This is a genomic window from Emticicia sp. 21SJ11W-3 (genome assembly GCF_024138715.1).
Classification (GTDB): Bacteria; Bacteroidota; Bacteroidia; order Cytophagales; family Spirosomataceae; genus Emticicia; species Emticicia fluvialis.
The window spans coordinates 4,667,626-4,686,738 of record NZ_CP092074.1 but is presented as its reverse complement, the minus strand read 5'-3'; the positions used below and the strand labels follow the sequence as shown (position 1 = coordinate 4,686,738).

Here is a 19,113-nt window from a genome sequence, read left to right as displayed (position 1 = left end):
CGACTTATTTTCGACGAACCTTGGGTAAAACGGCTATTACAGCCATTTCAATATTGGCTCCGCCGGGCAAATTGGCAACGCCTACCGTGGTACGGGCAGGAAAGGTACCGGTAAAAAATTTGCCGTACAAGTCGTTTACTCTGGCAAAATTACCGAGGTCTTTCATGTAGATAGTTGTATTAACAATGTCTTCCATGCGGGCTCCGGCGGCTTCAACAATGGCTTTAATGTTTTCCATTATCTGCATGGTTTCTGGTTCTACGCCCCCATCTACCAGTTTACGGGTTTCAGGGTTCAGACCTATCTGCCCGGCTACATATAGCATGCCGTTGGCTTTTACTCCCTGGCTGTAAGGAGCAATCGGTACCGGAGCTTTGTCGGTTTTTACGATTTCTTTGTTTTGTGCAATGGCAAATGAGACAGAAAAGGCTAAAAGTGTGGTTAACAGAGGTTTGTTCATACGGTTTGAGTTTGTTTATACAATTTTCAGAATTTTGTATGTAAAATCAAAGCGTATGAAACCGTAAATGTAACAACTGTACTGCAATGTTAGTTTTTCTGTAGTGGCGCTCTTACAGGGTCATAAATTTTGCAGGCTTAGCAGTTATGCTTCATCTTTAGTGGTGCGAATCAGGTTAATGCCCGAGCTGAAAAAAATTAAACCAATAATGCCGTAAATAATAAGCGCTTTTATGTTTTTGGTGCCACCTGTGGTATTTACAAATAATACGGCAGCATAAATAAGACCGGCAATGCCTAACACGGTTAGTATTGACCCGAAGATTCTTTTAAGATTCATATAATTATTAAAGATTTATATTCATTTTAAACATGGGTATCTTTAATAAGTATTAAAAAACTATGCCACAGCCAAAAGGATTAGTTTTGACCTATAATCTTAAATTTCCATCAGCTTTTTCAGGTTATCGCCGTAGGTAGAGCCCGTTTCCAGTTTGGTGGTTTTGCTGTCTCGCATCAATACCAGGTATTTACCATTAAAATACTTTTGCAGTTCTTTAATGTGGATAGAATTAACAATAGCCGAGCGACTGACACGCACAAAATTGTCGGGTAGTTTTTCTTCCAGACCCGTTATGGTATAGTTGGTCAGGTACTGTTTGCCATCTGTTGTGTTCAGAAACACATATTTATCTTCGGCCTCAAAGTAACTGATTTCAGTTAAGGGTATAAACAGAATGCGTTCGCCTGATTTTACTGATATGGAGTGAGCCGTGGTTTGCTTTTGAGCGGGTGTGCGCAGGGCATCTTCTTTTATTTTTAACTGCTCAAGCAATTGCATCAGATTGGCGCTCAGCGAACTGTCTTCCTTTTTGTCTTCCAGTTTCTTTAGTTTTTCTATGGTTTTTTCCAATCGTTCGGCTTCTATGGGCTTCAGCAGGTAATCAATCGAGTTCTCCTCAAATGCTCTTATGGCGTATTGGTCGTAGGCGGTAGAGAAAATAACCATTGGCATATAAGACAGGTTAGCCAGCATTTCAAAGCCTGTCATGAGGGGCATTTCAATATCCAGAAATATCAGGTCTGGTTTGAGCGATTCTATTTTCTCCAGCCCTTCCTGTCCGTTATGCGCTTCATCAATTATCTGAATGGTCGTGCCATAACTAGCCAGCAGTCTCTTTAAGCGGCTTATGGCCAGTGGTTCGTCGTCTATTAATATGGTCTTTAACATACAATGCTGAATTTTTATTGAACTACACTTCTATATGTGTTTTATCGGCTGTTTCAACCGGAACTCTGATGATAATGGCTTTGAAATCGTTGTTTTGTATTTGCACACCAGCTTCATTGCCATAAATCAGGCGCAATTTATCACTGATGCTTTTCAGTCCATAGCCTCCGCTTAAATCTTCTTTAAAAGCCGGGCCGTTGTCGTGTATCTGAAAAGCAATCAGGTTGTCTTCTTTACTAATTTTTACATCAATAATACCGTGTTCGGTTATTTTAGAAATACCATGTTTAATGGCGTTTTCAACCACCGGTTGTAGCAGAAAGCGTGGAATTTTGATTGATTCAAGACCAGCTTCTATGTTAATGGCATAGTTCAGCCTGTCGCCAAAGCGCATCTGCTCAATAGACAGGTAAGATTTTACGATATCCAGCTCTTCGGCTATGGTATGAAAACTCTGGTCAGAACGGCCGGTCGTAGCTCTGAACAATTTTGAGAGCTGAATTGTCATTTCTTCGGCCTTATCGGGGTTGTCATGAATCAGACCTGTAATGCTGTTTAACGAGTTGTACAAAAAATGCGGGTTAATACGTGCCTCCAATGCGTTTAGTTGTGCTTTGGTTTTCAGCTTTTCAAGGTTCAGTAATTGGTATTCCTGTTCAGATATTTTGCGGTCCAGGTCTTTAGAACGTTGCCAGTTATAAAAAAAGACGCAAACGGCTATCATAGGTATAAACAGATATAAGGTACCCTGATTAACAAGCCAGCCATCGGTATATTTTACCGACATAATTTTCCAGTAATGGGTCCAGTAACGGCCTCCATCGTTTTCAAGCAGGTAAAATGCTTTCTGTATGAGCCGTGTTAGCATAATAACACCATAGGTAAGCACAATAAGAATGGTATACTTTGACCAGTTCTTAATCAGAAAGCGCTCTATAAAAAGTATAAAAATGGTAAGGCTTATAAAACAAGACACCCCGGTTGTGAGATTAGCCAGAAATACAGCCTTATTCTGTTCTGCTTCAAGAGAAGTAGGGTTAAGGAGTTCAAGCGAAAAATAGAGAATGCTGTTAAGCCCGTAAATAAAAAAAATGGTGTAAAGCAGCGTGTAAAATAAAAACCTGGAGTTAAGCCTGTTTATAATGCCTCTGAAATTTACTCTGAACCCCTCGGTGCGGTCTTTATAATAGCGTCTGGCCGGTTCAGGATTCTGGGTGGCGTTTTGAACAGGCGTAACCTGCGAACTGACATCTGGGGCTTTTTCTACACTGAGGCGGTCAGCCCAGGTAGGCTGTTTTTTTTTAAACTCGGTTTCCTCTATATAAGGCTCAGCTTTGGGGGCATATATTTTAACATTACCCCCAAATGACTTTAATTTTACACTTGCACCACCCCCGTTGACACTACCAGAAAGAAAACCTGAGCGGTTAATGCCCTGAAAACCCTGAATATATGGCGCACTTACCGAACCGCCGTCGGCCTCTATCTGCATGCCCTGGTTTAAGGGTAATTGTGCCTTTATGTTGCCACCGGAGGTTTCAATCCAGAGGTATTCGTTAATAGAAACCGCCTGGATATTGATATTACCACCTTTGGTAGAGGCGCCAATGTTGCCTTTCATGTTTGCAAGCCGTATGTTACCTCCGAAGGTATACGTCTTGAATTCGCCTGAAATATTGTTAGCTTTTATGTTGCCTCCGCTGGTTTTGGTGTATAGTTTTCCGCTGAAATTCTCCATTTTGAAATTACCTCCGCTTGTAGAGCAGTTAATTTCTCCCTTTGAATTATGTATCAGTATGTTTCCTCCTGAAGAAGAAAGGTCTGCCTTGATATCACAATTGCCAATCTTAATATTTCCTGCAGCTGCTTTGCCCTGAATCTCACCTGAAGAATTAGCAATTCTTACATCTCCAATGGTTGTACGGAGCATTTGCCTGCCGTTAAGGTTGTTAAGAGATATGTCGCCAACATTGGTTGTTATGACGGCGTTTATGTTTCGGGGTACAAAAATCCGGAGCGATACCCGGAAGAAACTCAGCCAGTCCCATTTCCAGAATCCATTATTGGTTGCAGCTACCCGCAGGTTGTCTCCCTGCCGGGTTATGCTTACCAGCTCATGGCCTATGTCATACGAGTTAACACTTTCTTTTTTGAACAGGTTAACTACCAGCCGCTTAGATGCATATATTTCTATCCGTATCTGGTTCTCGTCATATCCTACCAGCTCTATTCCACCGGCAATGGTCTCTGCCTGCAGATTTTGTATGCCGTCTGACGGAATATTCTTTATTTCTGATGGTAAATAGTTCATTCCTCTATTGTTTTGTTTCGTTCTACAATCCACATCACAAGCAGGGTCTCAAATACCAGTGTAAACGGAATAATAGAGATATTTTTTAAAAGAAGTATTACGGGCCATTTGCCTGCCGATTGGCTGATTAAATCTGCCGATTTCAACCAGTTAAGCAAGGGGCTGTATTCAAGCGTAGCAAATATGGCAATATTGGTAATAACCGCTACTATTACGTAAATTATTAAATTGACTAAAATAGCCAGAAAATGATGCCTTACATTGTTTTTAAAATTAGACCAGGTATCTAACCAGTCTGATTTCCTGAGTCTGAATATAGCCAGAAAATGATTGAACCCAGCCAGCGGCTGCCCCCGACCGATTACTGCAAAGATGATTAACAAACGTGCCAGGTTCACTATTACTTCAAGTAAGGTAAGAAGGCCTGCGTTAATGTTACCCCATCCGCCTTCCTGAACGAATCTGCCAAGACCGGCGATTAGCCCCAATATTGAAAAAAGTATGAAGTGTTTTTTCAGATGTTTATCTGTATTTTCAATAAGGTCTGCGTATCCTAATAAAACGGTCGATTCTTTCATTGCTTAGTTTGTTTGTGATAACAACCATCGGGCGTCTCGTTCACCCCAGTTGGGCGCAATGCCAGATGCCGGCTTAAATTTTGCGAATCTCTTAAGGGCTTCTTCAAACAACGGAGCCGACTTTTTCTTACCACCGCCATAAGCCTCTGGTGTAAAGTAGATACCCTGGGCTTCTAATAATTTGGCTCTGGGGTTTTCAGGGTTTATTTTATTGGCATTCTGCAAGCCCATACTTACGGTAGCGCCATATTTTTGCCAGCGGTCTTGCGGGGCTACTGCCATTCTTGCATTGGCTATGTAGGCTTTCAGTACCTCTATTTCATCATTGCCCGGTTGCAGTTTTTCGGCATAAGCCAGAAACTTATCGGCTTTGTCAAGCAGCAAATCTTTTTTGTCGGCCTCCGGCTCTGCAAAGCTCAGGTTGGCAAGGCCATAAGCTGCCCAGTAGCCTGGTAGCCATTCGTTAGGTTCGGCAGTTGCAATGCGTTCCAGCTGGCTTACGCCCTGCCTGGTATTTTCAGTATTTTCAAACTCGCTTAACAGGCCGATGGCGTTTTCCATTGCTGATACGTACTCGGCCTTCTGCGCAAAAGACTGAACGAAAATTAAAGATAAAAAGCTGATAGTTAAAATAATTCGTTTCATTTTTGACTATGTTTAAATGATAAATAATTGTTTGCTTCGGGTTGATGCTTCAAAATTAGACAGTACGGGAGGGACACCACAGGGCTTTCTGACGAAACCCCGCTTTGTGAGCGTGAAATTGGTTTTTGCAGGTGTAAATACTTTGTTATTTTTGACATACAATCTTATAAACTGATAGTGATGAACCGAATAGACCGGCTGATGGCCATAGTAACCACTTTGCAGTCAAAGAAATTTGTAAGTGCCGAAAGCATTGCCGAAAAGTATGAAATCAGTGTCCGTACTGTCTATCGCGACATCAAGGCGCTGGGCGAACTGGGTATTCCGGTTGGGTTCGAAAACCAGAAAGGGTATTTTGTAGTACCGGGGTATTTTCTGCCACCGGTGGCATTCAGCATTGAAGAAGCCAACGCATTGCTGCTCATGGAAAGCGTTACAATAGGGTTCGCCGACAAGTCTATCAGGAAACACTACTCGTCAGCCCTAAGCAAAGTGAAGGCTGTTTTACGTACCAGCCAGAAAGAAAAGATGGATATGCTGACAGACAATATAAGATTGCAGATACCTCAGCGGCTCAACAATGACTTTGAGTATCTGAGTAGTATTCAGAATGCCATAATAGCCAGAAATATTCTTGAAATAACCTACGTCAATAACAAAGAAGAATCAAGCAAAAGGCAGGTAGAAGCCATAGGCCTGGTTTTTTATGCTTTTAGCTGGCACATGATAGCCTGGTGCCACCTGAGGGAAGAATACCGCGATTTTAAGGTTTCACGCATTTGTTCTATTCAGGATACCGGTATCCTTTACAGAAAGAAAAACCACATCACGCTGAACGATTATCAGTTGCCGGTTGAATTCTGAAAAATTTATAGAAAATTTCAAAAACAGACTGACATAGGGTTGTCAGTGAGGCCCGTTTTCTTTGCATTATCATTCATTTAAACGCAAAAAAAACTATGTCTTTCTTACAGGAATTTTCAAACGAATTTGAGCAGGAAGCCCAAACTACCCGTAAAATGTTATCTATTGTGCCTGACGACAAGTATGATTGGAGACCGCACGAAAAAAGCATGAGCATCAGGCAACTGGCTACGCACATAGGCGAACTGCCTTCATGGATAAAAATGACCATGACAACCGATGAACTGAATTTTGCAAACAACCCTTACAACCCGGCACAGGTTAACAATACATCAGATTTAATGACCTATTTTGAAAATAACCTGAAAGAGGGGCGCGAGTACCTGAAAGAAGAATATGAAGGCCAGATTGACAAAAACTGGACGCTTCGTAGTGGTGAAACCGTTTACAGTGTAAGACCTAAAAAAGATGTGCTGCGTATGTGTCTGAGCCAGACAATTCATCACCGTGCACAGCTTGGGGTGTTTTTACGCCTGCTCAATATTCCTATACCGGGCAGCTATGGCCCGAGCGCCGATGAGGGTTTCTGATAAAATGATACCGCAACATGGAAAAACTCGATTTAAGTAAAGCTTACAAAGCTTACTATACCGCTACAACAAAGCCAACGCTGGTAAATATTGAAGCAGCCAGATTTTTGTCTGTCTTGGGCAAGGGAGACCCTTCGCAGCCTGACTACGGAACCACTTTACAGGCTTTGTATGCTACGGCTTATGCCCTTAAGTTCTTGTATAAGGCTAAGCAAAAAGATTTTATAGTGGCTAAACTGGAGGGCCTCTGGTGGTTTGACGAAACCACCAATAGCAGGGTTTCTATGGCCGAAGCCCCACAAAAAATACCCCGTAGTGAATGGCAGTATAGAATGCTGATTCGCCTGCCTGCGTTTGTAGCAGCAGAAGATATTAAAAACACTGCTGAAAATGTAGCCTATAAAAAACAGATTGCCCGGGCTGCCAGTGTTGAATTGTTCGAGATGGAAGAGGGGCTTTGCGTGCAGATGCTGCACATAGGGCCTTTTGATAAAGAGCCTGAGAGCCTCTTGCAGATTCAGGCTTTTTCAGAGGCCAGGCAGTTGCAAAGAAATGGTTTGCACCATGAAATTTATTTGTCTGACTTCAACAAAACAGCACCTGAAAAGCTGAAAACCATTTTAAGAGAACCCGTAAAAAAATTAATTATATAAACCAGCTCGAAACTATGCCAAAAGAAATAAAAAAAACCATTACAATTAAAGCTCCGGCAGCAGCTGTATGGGATGCGCTCACTAACCCCGAGAAAATAAAGCTGTATTTGTTTGGCACCGAAACCAGAACCGACTGGCAGGTAGGCAGCCCGATAGTTTTCTCGGGCCAGTGGGATGGCAAACCTTATGAAGACAAAGGAACCATACTGGCTATTGAACCCGGGAAATCGGTTACCTATAATTATTGGAGCAATATGAGTGGGTCAGACGATATTCCTGCAAATTATGCAAACATAACCTACGCATTAGAAGAAAAGACCGGCGAAACCCTGCTTACCGTAACACAGGATGGTTTAAAGGACGATGCCGCCGCTGAGCGTTCTGAGAATGACTGGGGCTATGTACTGGATGAATTAAGAAAAGTGGCAGAGCAGGGTTAATGATACAGGAGGCTGCCATTAAAACGCAGCCTCCTGTATAGTTATTTATCTGGTCTCTACTACGAAGGTCTTCAGAACACTGTAGCCTTTGGTATTACCTAATTCATTGCCAAACTCAATAGAAGACAGGTAACTGTCTTTTGAAACGATACCTTTGCTTACCAGATAGGCTATCAGCTCGTCAACATCTACTTTGCCGGCTTGCCTTTTATCTGTTCTGGCAAAGGCAACGTATGTCCAGTTAGAGCCTGCGGGCTCCCAGGTGGGCTCGCCCATGTAAAACTTATAACTACCGTTGGTAGTATTTACGGTTTCCTTAAAGGTACCAAATGGCTCAAGGTTCTGGTAATCTTCCCAAATCATAAACTCAAACTGAACATTGCCTGGTGTGGCCACCTTTGCCGAGCTAATCCAGTTATCAAATGCCAGATTATAACTTCCGCGCTCAATGTGCATTTCAATGTCATAATTCACTTTTAGCTTGCCCAACTCACCTATTTTCTTCGGCAATTGTGCGGTAGTTGTGTTCGGATACCACGGTTTTTGGCCGTAAATAACCTCAGGATAGGCGTTAATATTGGTAGCAGAAGTTGGGAAGTCCCACGACCAACCCAAAAGGAATCGTGAATCAGCATTATAATTATAAACACACAATGAATAAGAACCCGCAGCTAAACCTGTAACATTCCAGAGGTTATTTTCAACCATAAATTCGCCCGTCTGAAAAGTTTTAAAAGCCTCACAACTTTTAATGGTAGACTGGGCAATTAATAGCTTACCCTCTTCGTCTCTGAAACTATTCAGCGTATAATTGTTTTTAACCTTGCCATCCTCAGCAGTAATGCTAACTGTTAGCGCTTTATCAACGCCTACTTCCTGGCCAACGCTGATGTTGGCAGTTGCATTAGCAGATGCCTTAAATGATTTGATGCTGATAGTGCCGTCGGCATTATAAGGCAATTCTTTCTTTAACACAATGGTAGCATTGCTTACTGTTCCGGTATAGTCGGCGCCTTTATAAGCAAACACAATTTCTGTCAGTGCCGCTTCTGTTGATGCGGCAGCTATCTGCCAGTTAATTTTGTAGGTCTGCTTGGTTACGCCATCTTCTGCCGTTACAAGAATATCGGTTTGGGCGGTTGTTAGTTTGTCTCCAGCCTTCATGTTTACAGTTGCTCCGTTAGAAGCGGTGATGGTTTTGACGGCCACTTCTTTAGCACTGTAAGGAATAGCCTTTTCCAGGCTAATGTTATTTCCGGTAATGGTGGTGGCATAAACTGTTCCGGCGGTTTCAAATTCCAGCTTCACTATTTTGGCCTCGCTGGACTTGGCTGCAGGTTGTTCGCTGGTACAAGAAATAACGGCGGTAAATAGCCATAGCAGATAGCAAAAAAGATAGTTCTGTTTCATGTTTGGTGGTTCAAGTTAATTGTTCTTTGGTTCAAATTTCGGACATTCAAAGATAAATTAACTTTCTGTGTGCGCAAGTGCGCTGTTAGCGAAGAGCGGGGTATTTGAGAGAAAATCCGCCTTTTATTAACATATATAGTTTTTTTTACGGTCATAGTGCTTTTACATTATGGGTTTTTCCTGGCGTGCGTTTCCAACTCTTACAAGTTATCCAGATCTGCCTCTTTAGGTTTACTCATTTGTTTTGATAGATTGATGGAAACCCCGAGAAAGAAAGTCCGGTACATGGGGGGTATTACTTCAAAGCGTTGCTTGCCATCAGCAGAATAACGATACCCGAATACATTTTTACGGGCAAACAGATTGTCTAAAGTAGCATAAAATACCATAAAGTTACCCTTGACGGTGCGTATGTGGCTGGCAGATAGACTTACGTTTTCATAAGGTCTGGTGTACTGAGGCGCAAACGATGTAGTAGCGAAATCATAATTGGGCCTGCCGCTTGTATGGGTAAAGGTTACACCTGCGTTGGTACTTATTTTCTCAAAAAACTGCTTGTAAACTACACTAACATTATGTTTTGAAGCAAAAGTAGGCATGGTTTCTTTCTGGTAGTTTCTGAATAATCGCTCGGTATCCAGAAAAGAATAGGTCAGCCAGAACTCACCGCTTTTTATGCTTTTCTTGTCTCTGTAAAATACATCAAAGCCTTGTGCAAAGCCTTTGCCTTTGTTGTCAGTCGGCCCGGTTGTGAAACGGTATGGGTTCGGGTCATAATAGCTGGTATGCTCTAAAACCAGGTTTTTGTAGTCTTTCCTGAAACCTTCCATTCTGAAAGTTCGGTCATTTTTAATAATCTGGTAATTCAAAATCAGGTGGTTTGCCAATTCATAATCCAGATTACGGTTCAGGTACAAATAGTTTTTCTCTGGTGTTTGGTAGAATTGCCCTGCCGCCAGCGATACCTGGCTGTACTGCCCGGTTTTATAGGCCAATGAAACCCGCGGAGCAATATTTGCCTTGTCAATCGCACTGGTATATTCTGTCCTCAGTCCAAGTCTTCCGGCCAGTTTTGGGGTAATGTATAATTCGGTTTCTGTAAACGCCGCGCTGTAATTATCCTGCAAGCTGAAATCGTAATGATTATAGATGTTGCCTGTTTTAATGGCATGAAATTCGGCTCCAAATAAAAATGAGCTGGCGTTGTTTTTACCAAATAGCCGGGTTAATACTGTTCGTATTTGTGTGCGTTCGTCCAGGCGGTCGCCGGCATCATTACCAATTTTTATCTTATCTGTATTGCGGCTATAAGATAAGCCTGTTAGCAATATCCATCGGCCTTCATCAAAGTTAACCTGGTAGGTACCATTGGTAAATAGGTTTTTGTTCTTCAGATTGAATTTATAAAATGAGTCTGTGGACTGATAAGTAGGGAATGAGATGATTGACTGATTTTCAGCATAGCTGCCGTAAATTTTCAGGTTGCTGTTTTTAGTAAGATTTTCATTAATGGTCAATGAGGTATTGAGGCCCTGCGGTACTTTATCAAACGCAATGTTTGATTTCATCAGGTTAAAAAATGGGGTAAGGTTGGTGTAGTAAAGTGAGCCGGAAATGCTTCCCTTGTGCGTATAAGTAGCGCCCAGGCCAGCCATATTGGCGTTGATGTTCCAGCCGCTGGCATCATCGGTTTTGTCGCGGGTTTGCAGCAGCAATACCGACGAAAGAGCCTGCCCGTATTGTGCTGAGTATCCGCCTGTACTAAAGGCCGTACCTTTAAACATAAAGGGTGTAAAACGCCCGCGTTGAGGCACATCAGGCGTACTGCTGAAAAACGGATTCTGAACTATCATGCCATCAATAACGGTTTTGGTTTCGTTGGCTGAGCCGCCTCTTACAAACAGCCCTTCCTGCTCGCCAACTCTCTGCGCACCCGGTAAAAGCTGCATAACCGCTGTTATATCAGCGCCGCCTCCGGCAGTGGTTACAATATCTAATGGTTTCAGCATTACCATTTTTTTACTGTCCGATGCCTCAAATGTTCCGGCTGTAATAGTTACCATATTCAGGACATTCATCGACTCCTGCATTCTGATATTGATTTCGGTTGTGCCACCGGCTAGCTTTATTTTTTGCTCGTAATTATCATATCCCACAAAACTGGCTACTAAAGTGGCTGTATCTTTTTTACTGGTCCTGAATAGATAGCCTCCTTCGGCATCGCTGGTGGCGCCATCATAGCTGCCTTTAATATAGATGTTGGCACCCGGAATGGCCTCTCCCTTTTTGTCGGTTACTTTGCCTTTAATGTTGGTCTGCCCTTTTAAAATGGGTATAAGAAACAGATAAAACAGAATATAAGGTATAAGCTTTGTCATAAGTATGCTGGTTTAAATGATGATGCAAACCTATCGGATTCGGGTTTGACAGGGTAGGGATTTCTGACAAAAGCTGATTTTTCAAGAGTAAATTCTGATTATTAAAGGATAGATGCGTGCGTGAAAAAGCAGGATCTTGGCTTAGCTGCCAATAGGAATGAATGACTTTGAGTTACCGGGTTCCGTTCATCCTTCAATAGCACCGTTTATCATAATAATTGCAATAGCAAGGTACTATGTATAACAATGTATCTAGCATTGCATTATATTTGTTTATCGAAACGATTTCAAACCGTTTTAATAACAAATAATTATGAAAAAGCTATTTAACTTATTTTTGATTGCTGCTCTGGGGCTTGTGTTCTTTTCGTCTTGTGAAAACAAAGGGGATATTTCTATTTCGCATAGCGAAACTCATGATTTGTATAAATTTACTGCCAGGTATCCCGAAAGGTTTACTAAAGAAGTGCAGCAGTATCTGGATGAGGAACTTGAAAACGAAAGCGACTTTTCTTTTGAAAATGCACGTTTGGATGCTGATATGGTGCTTGATAATAAGATGGCATTTTACATCAGGATGTATCCGGGTAGTTTAAAGATTGAGATGGATAAAACCAAAAACTCGTACGAAAACTATGCCCGCATGAAGAAAATGGGCGAAGGACTGGGCAAGATTTTAAAGGATGAAAACTAGTAAATTTAATCAGCCTGCACCTTAAACATTTGTTTTAAGATGCAGGCTGATTAAGCGTAGTAATTAATTAATGAGCTGGTTTATATTGGCCTTTTATTTGAAATGCAGCGAGCCAAAAAACTCAGGTCTATGAAAAGCCGGAGTTTTACCGCTCATGGTTGGGCTCCAGCATAAGAAATCACATTCTTTGGGGTTACATTTCCAGTCGCCTTTCTTGTGCGATTGCGTAGATACAATTCTATAAAAGTTGGCTCTGTAATCTTTTGTATTTCCTGAGCCAATCAAGCTCAGCGGTATTTGCAAAGTGCCACTCCAGGTATCGTCTTGCGTTTTTACACTGTGTTTGATACCGGCCTTTGCATAGTCTATCATTTCGGTCGAATTCCCTCCGCCATGTCCTTTGGTAGGGTTATGTATCTTCCCAATCCACAATACATTATTGGGGTTTATTTCCAGTTCCAGATATCGCTCAGGTACTTCGGTTCCTTCAGCTATAAAGACCTCAAACACTTCCTGATTATACATTTCTGTGTTATGTACCTGATAAGTGTTTTCTTTCCAGTAGGGGTTCTGGTGGCACTCAAAGGCAACATAAAGGTATTGGTCGTCATATTTCAGCTTTACCAGTGTTTCCTGCGTTGCGGTTTGGCCGGTGGTTGAATGCCTGAAATACTTGCTGTCGAGGTCTTTCCACTCGTTTTTTGATAAAGAAACGCTATAATCAGGGGTTGACATAATCATTAAGAGAATAAATGAGTACAGAATATGAAACATGGTATAGGCAGAAGTGAGGTGGTTAAATAAAAACGTCAGAATCTTTTGGATTCTGACGAATATAGAAATCAAGATTCAGGTCAGGCAATTATCATATTATGATACACATTCTGCACGTCGTCATCTTCTTCCAGTTTTTCTATCAGTTTCTCAACGTCAGCGGCCTGTTCTTCCGTAATAGTTTTCATATCGGTCGGAATCCGCTCAAAATCGGCCTGTAGTAATTCAAAGCCTTTCTCTTCCAGAAATTTCTGAATAGCGCCAAAGGCGGTAAACTCGCCGTAAATATTAACTTGGTTGCTTTCTTCATCAAGAAATACCTCTTCAGCACCAAAGTCGATTAACTCAAACTCCAGTTCTTCCACATCGATTTTGTCGTTCTTGGCAATCTTAAAGACCGACTTCCTGTCGAAAATGAAATCCAACATACCCGAGGTACCCAGGCTGCCACCACATTTGCTGAAATAACTGCGCACATTGGCTACCGAGCGGTTGGTGTTGTCGGTGGTACACTCAACCAGTATGGCAATGCCATGTTGGGCGTATCCCTCGTAAACCATCTCTTTGTAGTCTTCCTGCTCTTTAGAAGATGCTCTCTTAATGGCATTTTCAACGTTGGCCTTTGGCATATTGGCAGCCTTGGCATTTTGTATGATGGCTCTCAGGCGCGAGTTGCTGTTAGGGTCCGGGCCGCCAGATTTTACGGCAATGGCAATATCTTTACCAATACGAGTAAATGTTTTGGCCATTTGCCCCCAACGCTTCATTTTACGAGCTTTTCTGAATTCAAACGCTCTTCCCATAATATATCAAGTAAATGCTAATTTTTAATAATATTCCGGACACGGTCTTTTTTGATGACACCGCCGGTAGTTCAGAGCGCGAAATTAGAAAAATTTACTTTAATAATCCACTTATTTTGTTCGGTATGGTAAATGTTTGGCTACCTGTGCAATCAACTGGCTGGTCAGGTGGTGGGGGGTATCCATGCGGTTGTTTGGGCGCTGTTTCATATTGGTTTTCCACAGCAGCTCTCCGGTGGCTGCATCATACAGATTCACATTGGCCTCAACACCGTCGTTCCCCATATAAGAGGGCATCATAGAGTACCGGTTCTGGCGGCTGATAACTACCTGCAACTGGCCCCAGATTACGGCGTCTACCCCTAATATACGTGCCAGCTGAGCTTTGTCATGCCTGCCTATGTCTTCCAGCCTGATACCACTGCTTGCCAGTATGCTGTTGGTTTTGGTGAAATCCTGAAACGCCAGTTCGTATCTTCCTTTTTCTACCTGCTTGGCGGCGTAGGCAAATAGTTCTTTCTGGGTATCAAGGCTTGCTTCACGTTCCTGCTGGCTGAAAAATCTTTGCGTGCGGGTATCAGGATTCCGGTTTACGGGGTTTTCAAACTGCACATCAAATGGTAATATGGCTATGCGTTGGTGGGTAGCTTTTGCTTTAGAAAAATTATCTGAAAGAAAATCTCTTTGAGCAGAACAGCCCGACAACAATATTCCCAGAATAAGGAGGGTAAATAAATTTTTATTTATGTGTCTGGTTCTCATTTTATTATTGATTTAACAAGTATTTAACGAAATTTGACAAATTTTCTTTTGTGTTGTTTCACGATTTTTTAAATCGTAGGGTTATCTTTAGAATTCTTTCTTTTTGAAAAGATTAACCGTTTAACCGTCTTTTAATTTCACGCCTACAAGCAGCTATTTTTCATGAGGCATTTTGCAATTGGTATCATCCTGCGTATTAGTGTTTTAAGTGTAACACTTCTGGCAATGGTTTATTATTTTTTACAGAACCAGTGGTCGGCAGTGGGCTTGTTTGGTATTTTGTCGGCACTCGTATTTTTCTGGATTTTCACTTATACTACTTCTATTAACCGGAAGCTGGCCCGTTTTTTTGAGTCTGTGCGGTATTCTGACTTCGCCGTTAAGTTTCGGTCTGATAACAAACTGGGCCGAAGTTTTGAAGAGGTAAACCAGCAATTCAATGGAGTTCTGGAGGCCTTCCGCCAGGCACGCGCCGAAAAAGAAGCTAACCTGCACTATATTAACACTATTGTTCAGCACGTAAATGTAGGGCTTTTATCTTACGATTCGTCTGGCAACATTGAGCTCATAAACAATGCGGCCTTTCGTATTTTAAATATTTATCGTTTGCGCAATATCAGCGAGCTTTCTAAAACCGCCCATGCTGAATTGTTTGACATCCTGAACAATATCTCTTCTGGCAGTAAGGCGCTATATCAGACAGCTAACGAAAAACAGATATCTATCAACGCTGCCACCGTGAGCCTCAGGGGGCGTGTTATTAAACTAATTTCGTTGCAGAACATTCAGTCTGAGCTGCAACAGAAAGAATTGGAAGCCTGGCAGAACCTGACCAAAGTGTTGCGCCATGAGATTATGAACTCTGTAACGCCGATAGTATCACTAGCCAGCACCATGCGTGAAATTATTGAGCTTGATTTAAGCAAGGAAGAGGGTATTCAGGAAACTGTTAACGACCTGAAAGAAGCCTTGTTTACGATAGAAAACCGTAGCAAGGGTATTATGAACTTTGTAAATGCCTACCGCGAGTTTACAAGCATACCCAAACCGAAGTTTGAAGAAACCACCTCTAAAGAATTAATAGCTCAGGTGCTAAACCTGGTTCAGCCGCAATTGAAAGAGAAACAGATTGAGTTAAAAACAGACTTTAAAGAGAGCTTTGATTTAATGGCCGATACCGAGCTGATAGCAATGGTGCTGATAAACATTATAAAAAATGCAGTTGAAGCTACGGAGTCTCGTTTGAATCCTCAGGTAAGAATCAGAACCTTTGAAATTGATGAACAGAAAATAGTTGAAATTGGCGATAATGGCAGCGGTATTGAGCCTGAAGCGCTTGAAAAGATATTTATCCCGTTTTATACCACCAAGAAAACAGGCTCGGGCATTGGTCTGAGTTTGTCGAGGCAGATAATGCAAATGCATGGCGGTAACCTGAAAGTATTTTCAAAAGTTGGCGAAGGCACCCGGTTTCAGATTATTTTTTAGAAGCAAAAAAAAGGCCCGAAATCAAAATTCCGGGCCTTTAAACTTAGTATTTCTTGGCTAATTATGCTTCAGTTTCGTCACCGGCTACTGCTGCTGGAGTTTCCTCAACTGCTGCTGGTGTTTCGTCTACTGCACGTTTAGCTTCTTCTTCTTCTTGCAGAGCGGCGTTATCTTTATCCATTTTACGCTCCATGATACCTTCTTCAATAGCCTTACCTAAAGCAAGTGTCCCGACTTGTCCACCTCTTAAATTTAAAATCATAAGTTGCTGAAATAGAGTATATTAACTCTATTAATTTTGTAATTTGCTGACCTAATGGGTCAAAATGTATAAAATCAGGCAAATAAAATATTCAGAAAGTTCGGTTTCTATCCAGGTTTATAAGATTGAAAACAGGAAGCGAGTCATTGTTCGCCACATCGGCACTGCTCGTAACGAGCAGGAGAAATCTGACCTACTTGTTCTTGCTAATGATTTTATTGAAAAAATCTCTAAACAACTTTTTCTCTTTGAAGACCAGCAAGCAGGCAATGTATTTTATATCAGACAAACCGAATTTATCGGGGTTCATTATACTTTTCTTTATGATGTACTATCCAAAATTATCCTTGCCATCGGTTTTGACAAGCTAAACAATACTCTGCTTCTGGATTTGGTCATTATGCGGATAATGGAACCGGCCTCTAAACTTCGTTCTATTGCGCTTCTGGAGGAATATTTTGGTATCAAACATCGCAGACAAAATTATTATAAGACTGCTCCTGAGTGGCTTAAACTAAAGTCGAAAGCCGAGGGCATTGCTCTCGCATTTGCCAGGAAGCATTATGCCTTTAATTATGACTTATTGTTTTATGATGTCACTACCTTGTACTTTGAGACTTTTGAAGAAGATGAATTGCGTAAGAATGGATTTTCTAAAGATAATAAATTCCAACAACCACAAATTTTAGTGGCACTAATGGTCAGTAAAGAGGGATTTCCGATAGCTTACGAAGTCTTTGCTGGCAATACTTTCGAGGGGCATACCATCATTCCCGTTGTAAAAAGTTTCATCCTTAAAAATAAGGTAAAAAACTTTACAGTAGTGGCTGATGCGGCAATGATTAGTACCGAAAACATTGAGGCGCTAAGAGAAAATGACATCAGCTACATTGTAGGAGCCAGATTAGGTAATCTTTCCCATGAGTTGATAGAGGCAATAGACAAAAGTATTTTGCGTGAAGATGGCAAAAGCATCCGCATCAAAACAGACAAAGGATATTTGGTTTGCAGCTACTCCACAGTCAGGTATCGTAAGGATAAGTATGAAATGGAAAAGCAAATAGAAAATGCTAAATACATCATCGAAAACCCCTCCAAAAACAAAAAGCTAAAGTTCACCACCACGAAAGAAGAAATTATAGCACTCAACCAGAAACTAATTGATAAAACACAAAAGATTCTGGGAATCAAAGGCTATTATACCAATATAGAAGAAAGCCTTCTCAGCAATGATACCATCATAGAACGTTATCACGAATTGTTCAGAATAGAACAGGCTTTCCGAATAGCTAAAAGCGATTTACAGACAAGACCCATATTTCACTACAAAGAAGAACCTATCAAGCTACATCTGTTAATTTGCTTTACAGCACTGGTTATATCCAAGCACATAGAACTTCAAACAAACAAATCCATCCGCAAATGTATCCATGAATGTAAAAGGATAACAACGGCAAGGCTAAAAAACAAGATTACAGGAAAAGAAATAAAAATAAAGGCAAATCTAAACCCAGTAATCATGGAAATCCTAAGAAAAATTAACTTGCTGACCTAATTTGAACAAGTCAGGAAATAGTTGAAATTGGCGATAACGGCAGCGGTATTGAGCCTGAAGCGCTTGAAAAGATATTTATCCCGTTTTATACCACCAAGAAAACAGGCTCGGGCATTGGTCTGAGCTTGTCGAGGCAGATAATGCAAATGCATGGCGGTAACCTGAAAGTATTTTCAAAAGTTGGCGAAGGCACCCGGTTTCAGATTATTTTTTAGAAGCAAAAAAAAGGCCCGAAATCAAAATTCCGGGCCTTTAAACTTAGTATTTCTTGGCTAATTATGCTTCAGTTTCGTCACCGGCTACTGCTGCTGGAGTTTCCTCAACTGCTGCTGGTGTTTCGTCTACTGCACGTTTAGCTTCTTCTTCTTCTTGCAGAGCGGCGTTATCTTTATCCATTTTACGCTCCATGATACCTTCTTCAATAGCCTTACCTAAAGCAAGTGTTACCAAAGCTACTGATTTGTAGGCATCATCATTGGCTGGGATCGGATACTCAACCGACTCAGGGTTTGAGTTAGTATCGCACATGGCAATTACCGGTATACCCAAACGGTGTGCTTCAGCTACGGCCAGGTGTTCACGTTTTACGTCAACAACAAACAAAGCAGCCGGAAGTCTTGATAAATCAGCTACACCACCCAATAATCTTTCCAATTTGATACGCTCGCGGTCTAGCATTAGGCGCTCACGTTTAGCAAGGTTGCTCGCTGTTGCTTCGTCTTTCAACATACGCTCAACGTTTTGCAATTTTTTCAAAGATTTCTTGATAGTAGCAAAGTTTGTTAGCATACCACCTAACCAACGCTCAGTAACGTAAGGCATTTTCAAGCGTTTTGCTTCTTCTGCCACTATTTCCTGTGCTTGTTTTTTGGTTGCAACAAACATGATTTTACGACCAGAACGAACAATACCTTTTACCACTTGTTGTGCGTCTTCTAAACAAGCTAAAGTTTTGTTAAGGTCAATGATATGGATTCCGTTTTTCTCCATGAAGATATACGGAGCCATTTTCGGATCCCATTTACGGGTAAGGTGACCAAAGTGTACACCTGCATCCAGAAGGTCTTTGTACTGTAATTGTGCCATTTTTGGTAAAATGATAAAATGTTGAAAAAAATTAAATTACGCAGCACAGCACGTCGGCATCACTGTAAGTGCTGTCTGGACAAAAGAATTTACGAATTACACGCAGCAGGCGAAATAAAGACTTCGCAAC

The 19,113-nt window shown here is 41.5% G+C and carries 19 protein-coding genes and 2 pseudogenes; 8 read left to right on the top strand and 13 right to left on the bottom strand.

What is annotated here, in order from left to right:
• Nucleotides 1-4: 4 nt before the first annotated feature.
• The 6 genes from MB380_RS19840 to MB380_RS19815 form a co-directional block, all read right to left on the bottom strand.
• The gene (locus MB380_RS19840) at nt 5-460 is read right to left on the bottom strand and encodes a RidA family protein (RefSeq protein ID WP_253530665.1); all 456 of its coding nucleotides are present in this window, start codon (nt 458-460) and stop codon (nt 5-7) included.
• Nucleotides 461-604: 144 nt separating this feature from the next.
• Entirely contained in the window at nt 605-799 is a 195-nt protein-coding gene (locus MB380_RS19835) for a hypothetical protein (protein WP_101724530.1), read from the bottom strand.
• Nucleotides 800-898: 99 nt separating this feature from the next.
• Nucleotides 899-1,690, bottom strand: coding sequence for a LytTR family DNA-binding domain-containing protein (locus MB380_RS19830; RefSeq protein ID WP_253530662.1), 792 nt, complete (start codon nt 1,688-1,690; stop codon nt 899-901).
• Nucleotides 1,691-1,712: 22 nt separating this feature from the next.
• Nucleotides 1,713-4,001, bottom strand: a complete 2,289-nt coding sequence (locus MB380_RS19825; RefSeq protein WP_253530661.1) for a histidine kinase — start codon at nt 3,999-4,001, stop codon at nt 1,713-1,715.
• Nucleotides 3,998-4,579, bottom strand: a complete 582-nt coding sequence (locus tag MB380_RS19820) for a hypothetical protein (RefSeq protein ID WP_253530642.1) — start codon at nt 4,577-4,579, stop codon at nt 3,998-4,000. The genes MB380_RS19825 and MB380_RS19820 overlap by 4 nt, the downstream gene beginning before the upstream one ends.
• 3 nt (nt 4,580-4,582) lie before the next feature.
• Nucleotides 4,583-5,224 carry a hypothetical protein gene (locus tag MB380_RS19815; protein WP_253530640.1) on the bottom strand — a complete coding sequence of 214 codons (642 nt, stop codon included), beginning with the start codon at nt 5,222-5,224 and terminating at the stop codon, nt 4,583-4,585.
• A 180-nt stretch (nt 5,225-5,404) separates the two neighbouring features.
• On the opposite strand from MB380_RS19815, the gene MB380_RS19810 reads away from it, so the two are divergent.
• The 4 genes from MB380_RS19810 to MB380_RS19795 all read left to right on the top strand — a co-directional run bounded on the left by MB380_RS19810 (nt 5,405) and on the right by MB380_RS19795 (nt 7,771).
• A complete protein-coding gene (locus MB380_RS19810) occupies nt 5,405-6,088 on the top strand; it encodes a YafY family protein (protein WP_253530636.1) in 684 nt (227 codons plus the stop codon).
• Between the two features lie 95 nt (nt 6,089-6,183).
• Nucleotides 6,184-6,678 carry a DinB family protein gene (locus MB380_RS19805; protein ID WP_253530626.1) on the top strand — a complete coding sequence of 165 codons (495 nt, stop codon included), beginning with the start codon at nt 6,184-6,186 and terminating at the stop codon, nt 6,676-6,678.
• A gap of 17 nt (nt 6,679-6,695) precedes the next feature.
• The gene (locus tag MB380_RS19800; protein ID WP_253530623.1) at nt 6,696-7,331 is read left to right on the top strand and encodes a GyrI-like domain-containing protein; all 636 of its coding nucleotides are present in this window, start codon (nt 6,696-6,698) and stop codon (nt 7,329-7,331) included.
• Nucleotides 7,332-7,345: 14 nt separating this feature from the next.
• A complete protein-coding gene (locus MB380_RS19795; RefSeq protein WP_253530620.1) occupies nt 7,346-7,771 on the top strand; it encodes an SRPBCC domain-containing protein in 426 nt (141 codons plus the stop codon).
• A 45-nt stretch (nt 7,772-7,816) separates the two neighbouring features.
• Here the strand turns inward: MB380_RS19795 and MB380_RS19790 are convergent, their stop codons facing one another.
• Both MB380_RS19790 and MB380_RS19785 read right to left on the bottom strand, forming a co-directional pair.
• Complete coding sequence (locus tag MB380_RS19790) at nt 7,817-9,181, bottom strand: GH12 family glycosyl hydrolase domain-containing protein (protein ID WP_253530617.1); 1,365 nt, start codon at nt 9,179-9,181, stop codon at nt 7,817-7,819.
• A gap of 200 nt (nt 9,182-9,381) precedes the next feature.
• Nucleotides 9,382-11,559: a TonB-dependent receptor gene (locus MB380_RS19785; protein ID WP_253530614.1), complete on the bottom strand. Its 2,178-nt coding sequence runs from the start codon at nt 11,557-11,559 to the stop codon at nt 9,382-9,384.
• A 313-nt stretch (nt 11,560-11,872) separates the two neighbouring features.
• Between MB380_RS19785 and MB380_RS19780 the strand changes: the two genes are divergently transcribed.
• On the top strand, nt 11,873-12,253 hold the full coding sequence (locus MB380_RS19780) for a hypothetical protein (protein ID WP_253530612.1): 381 nt from the start codon (nt 11,873-11,875) through the stop codon (nt 12,251-12,253).
• 93 nt (nt 12,254-12,346) lie between these two features.
• On the opposite strand, the gene MB380_RS19775 is transcribed toward MB380_RS19780, so the two are convergent.
• The 3 genes from MB380_RS19775 to MB380_RS19765 form a co-directional block, all read right to left on the bottom strand.
• Nucleotides 12,347-13,027: a carbohydrate-binding family 9-like protein gene (locus tag MB380_RS19775; protein WP_253530608.1), complete on the bottom strand. Its 681-nt coding sequence runs from the start codon at nt 13,025-13,027 to the stop codon at nt 12,347-12,349.
• Nucleotides 13,028-13,107: 80 nt separating this feature from the next.
• Complete coding sequence (locus MB380_RS19770) at nt 13,108-13,830, bottom strand: YebC/PmpR family DNA-binding transcriptional regulator (protein WP_253530605.1); 723 nt, start codon at nt 13,828-13,830, stop codon at nt 13,108-13,110.
• A gap of 111 nt (nt 13,831-13,941) precedes the next feature.
• The gene (locus MB380_RS19765; protein ID WP_253530602.1) at nt 13,942-14,592 is read right to left on the bottom strand and encodes a hypothetical protein; all 651 of its coding nucleotides are present in this window, start codon (nt 14,590-14,592) and stop codon (nt 13,942-13,944) included.
• 162 nt (nt 14,593-14,754) lie between these two features.
• Here MB380_RS19765 and MB380_RS19760 point away from each other — a divergent pair, with 162 nt between their 5' ends.
• A complete protein-coding gene (locus MB380_RS19760; protein ID WP_101724515.1) occupies nt 14,755-16,080 on the top strand; it encodes a PAS domain-containing sensor histidine kinase in 1,326 nt (441 codons plus the stop codon).
• A 61-nt stretch (nt 16,081-16,141) separates the two neighbouring features.
• Here the strand turns inward: MB380_RS19760 and MB380_RS19755 are convergent.
• A pseudogene (locus tag MB380_RS19755) lies at nt 16,142-16,309 on the bottom strand (30S ribosomal protein S2); the annotation flags it as partial.
• A gap of 97 nt (nt 16,310-16,406) precedes the next feature.
• On the opposite strand from MB380_RS19755, the gene MB380_RS19750 reads away from it, so the two are divergent.
• Nucleotides 16,407-17,897, top strand: a complete 1,491-nt coding sequence (locus MB380_RS19750) for an IS1634 family transposase (protein ID WP_253530585.1) — start codon at nt 16,407-16,409, stop codon at nt 17,895-17,897.
• Nucleotides 17,898-17,914: 17 nt separating this feature from the next.
• A pseudogene (locus tag MB380_RS19745) lies at nt 17,915-18,112 on the top strand (ATP-binding protein); the annotation flags it as partial.
• Nucleotides 18,113-18,173: 61 nt separating this feature from the next.
• Here MB380_RS19745 and rpsB read toward each other — a convergent pair.
• Entirely contained in the window at nt 18,174-18,983 is an 810-nt protein-coding gene (gene rpsB, locus MB380_RS19740; RefSeq protein ID WP_253530582.1) for a 30S ribosomal protein S2, read from the bottom strand.
• Nucleotides 18,984-19,113: the final 130 nt, after the last annotated feature.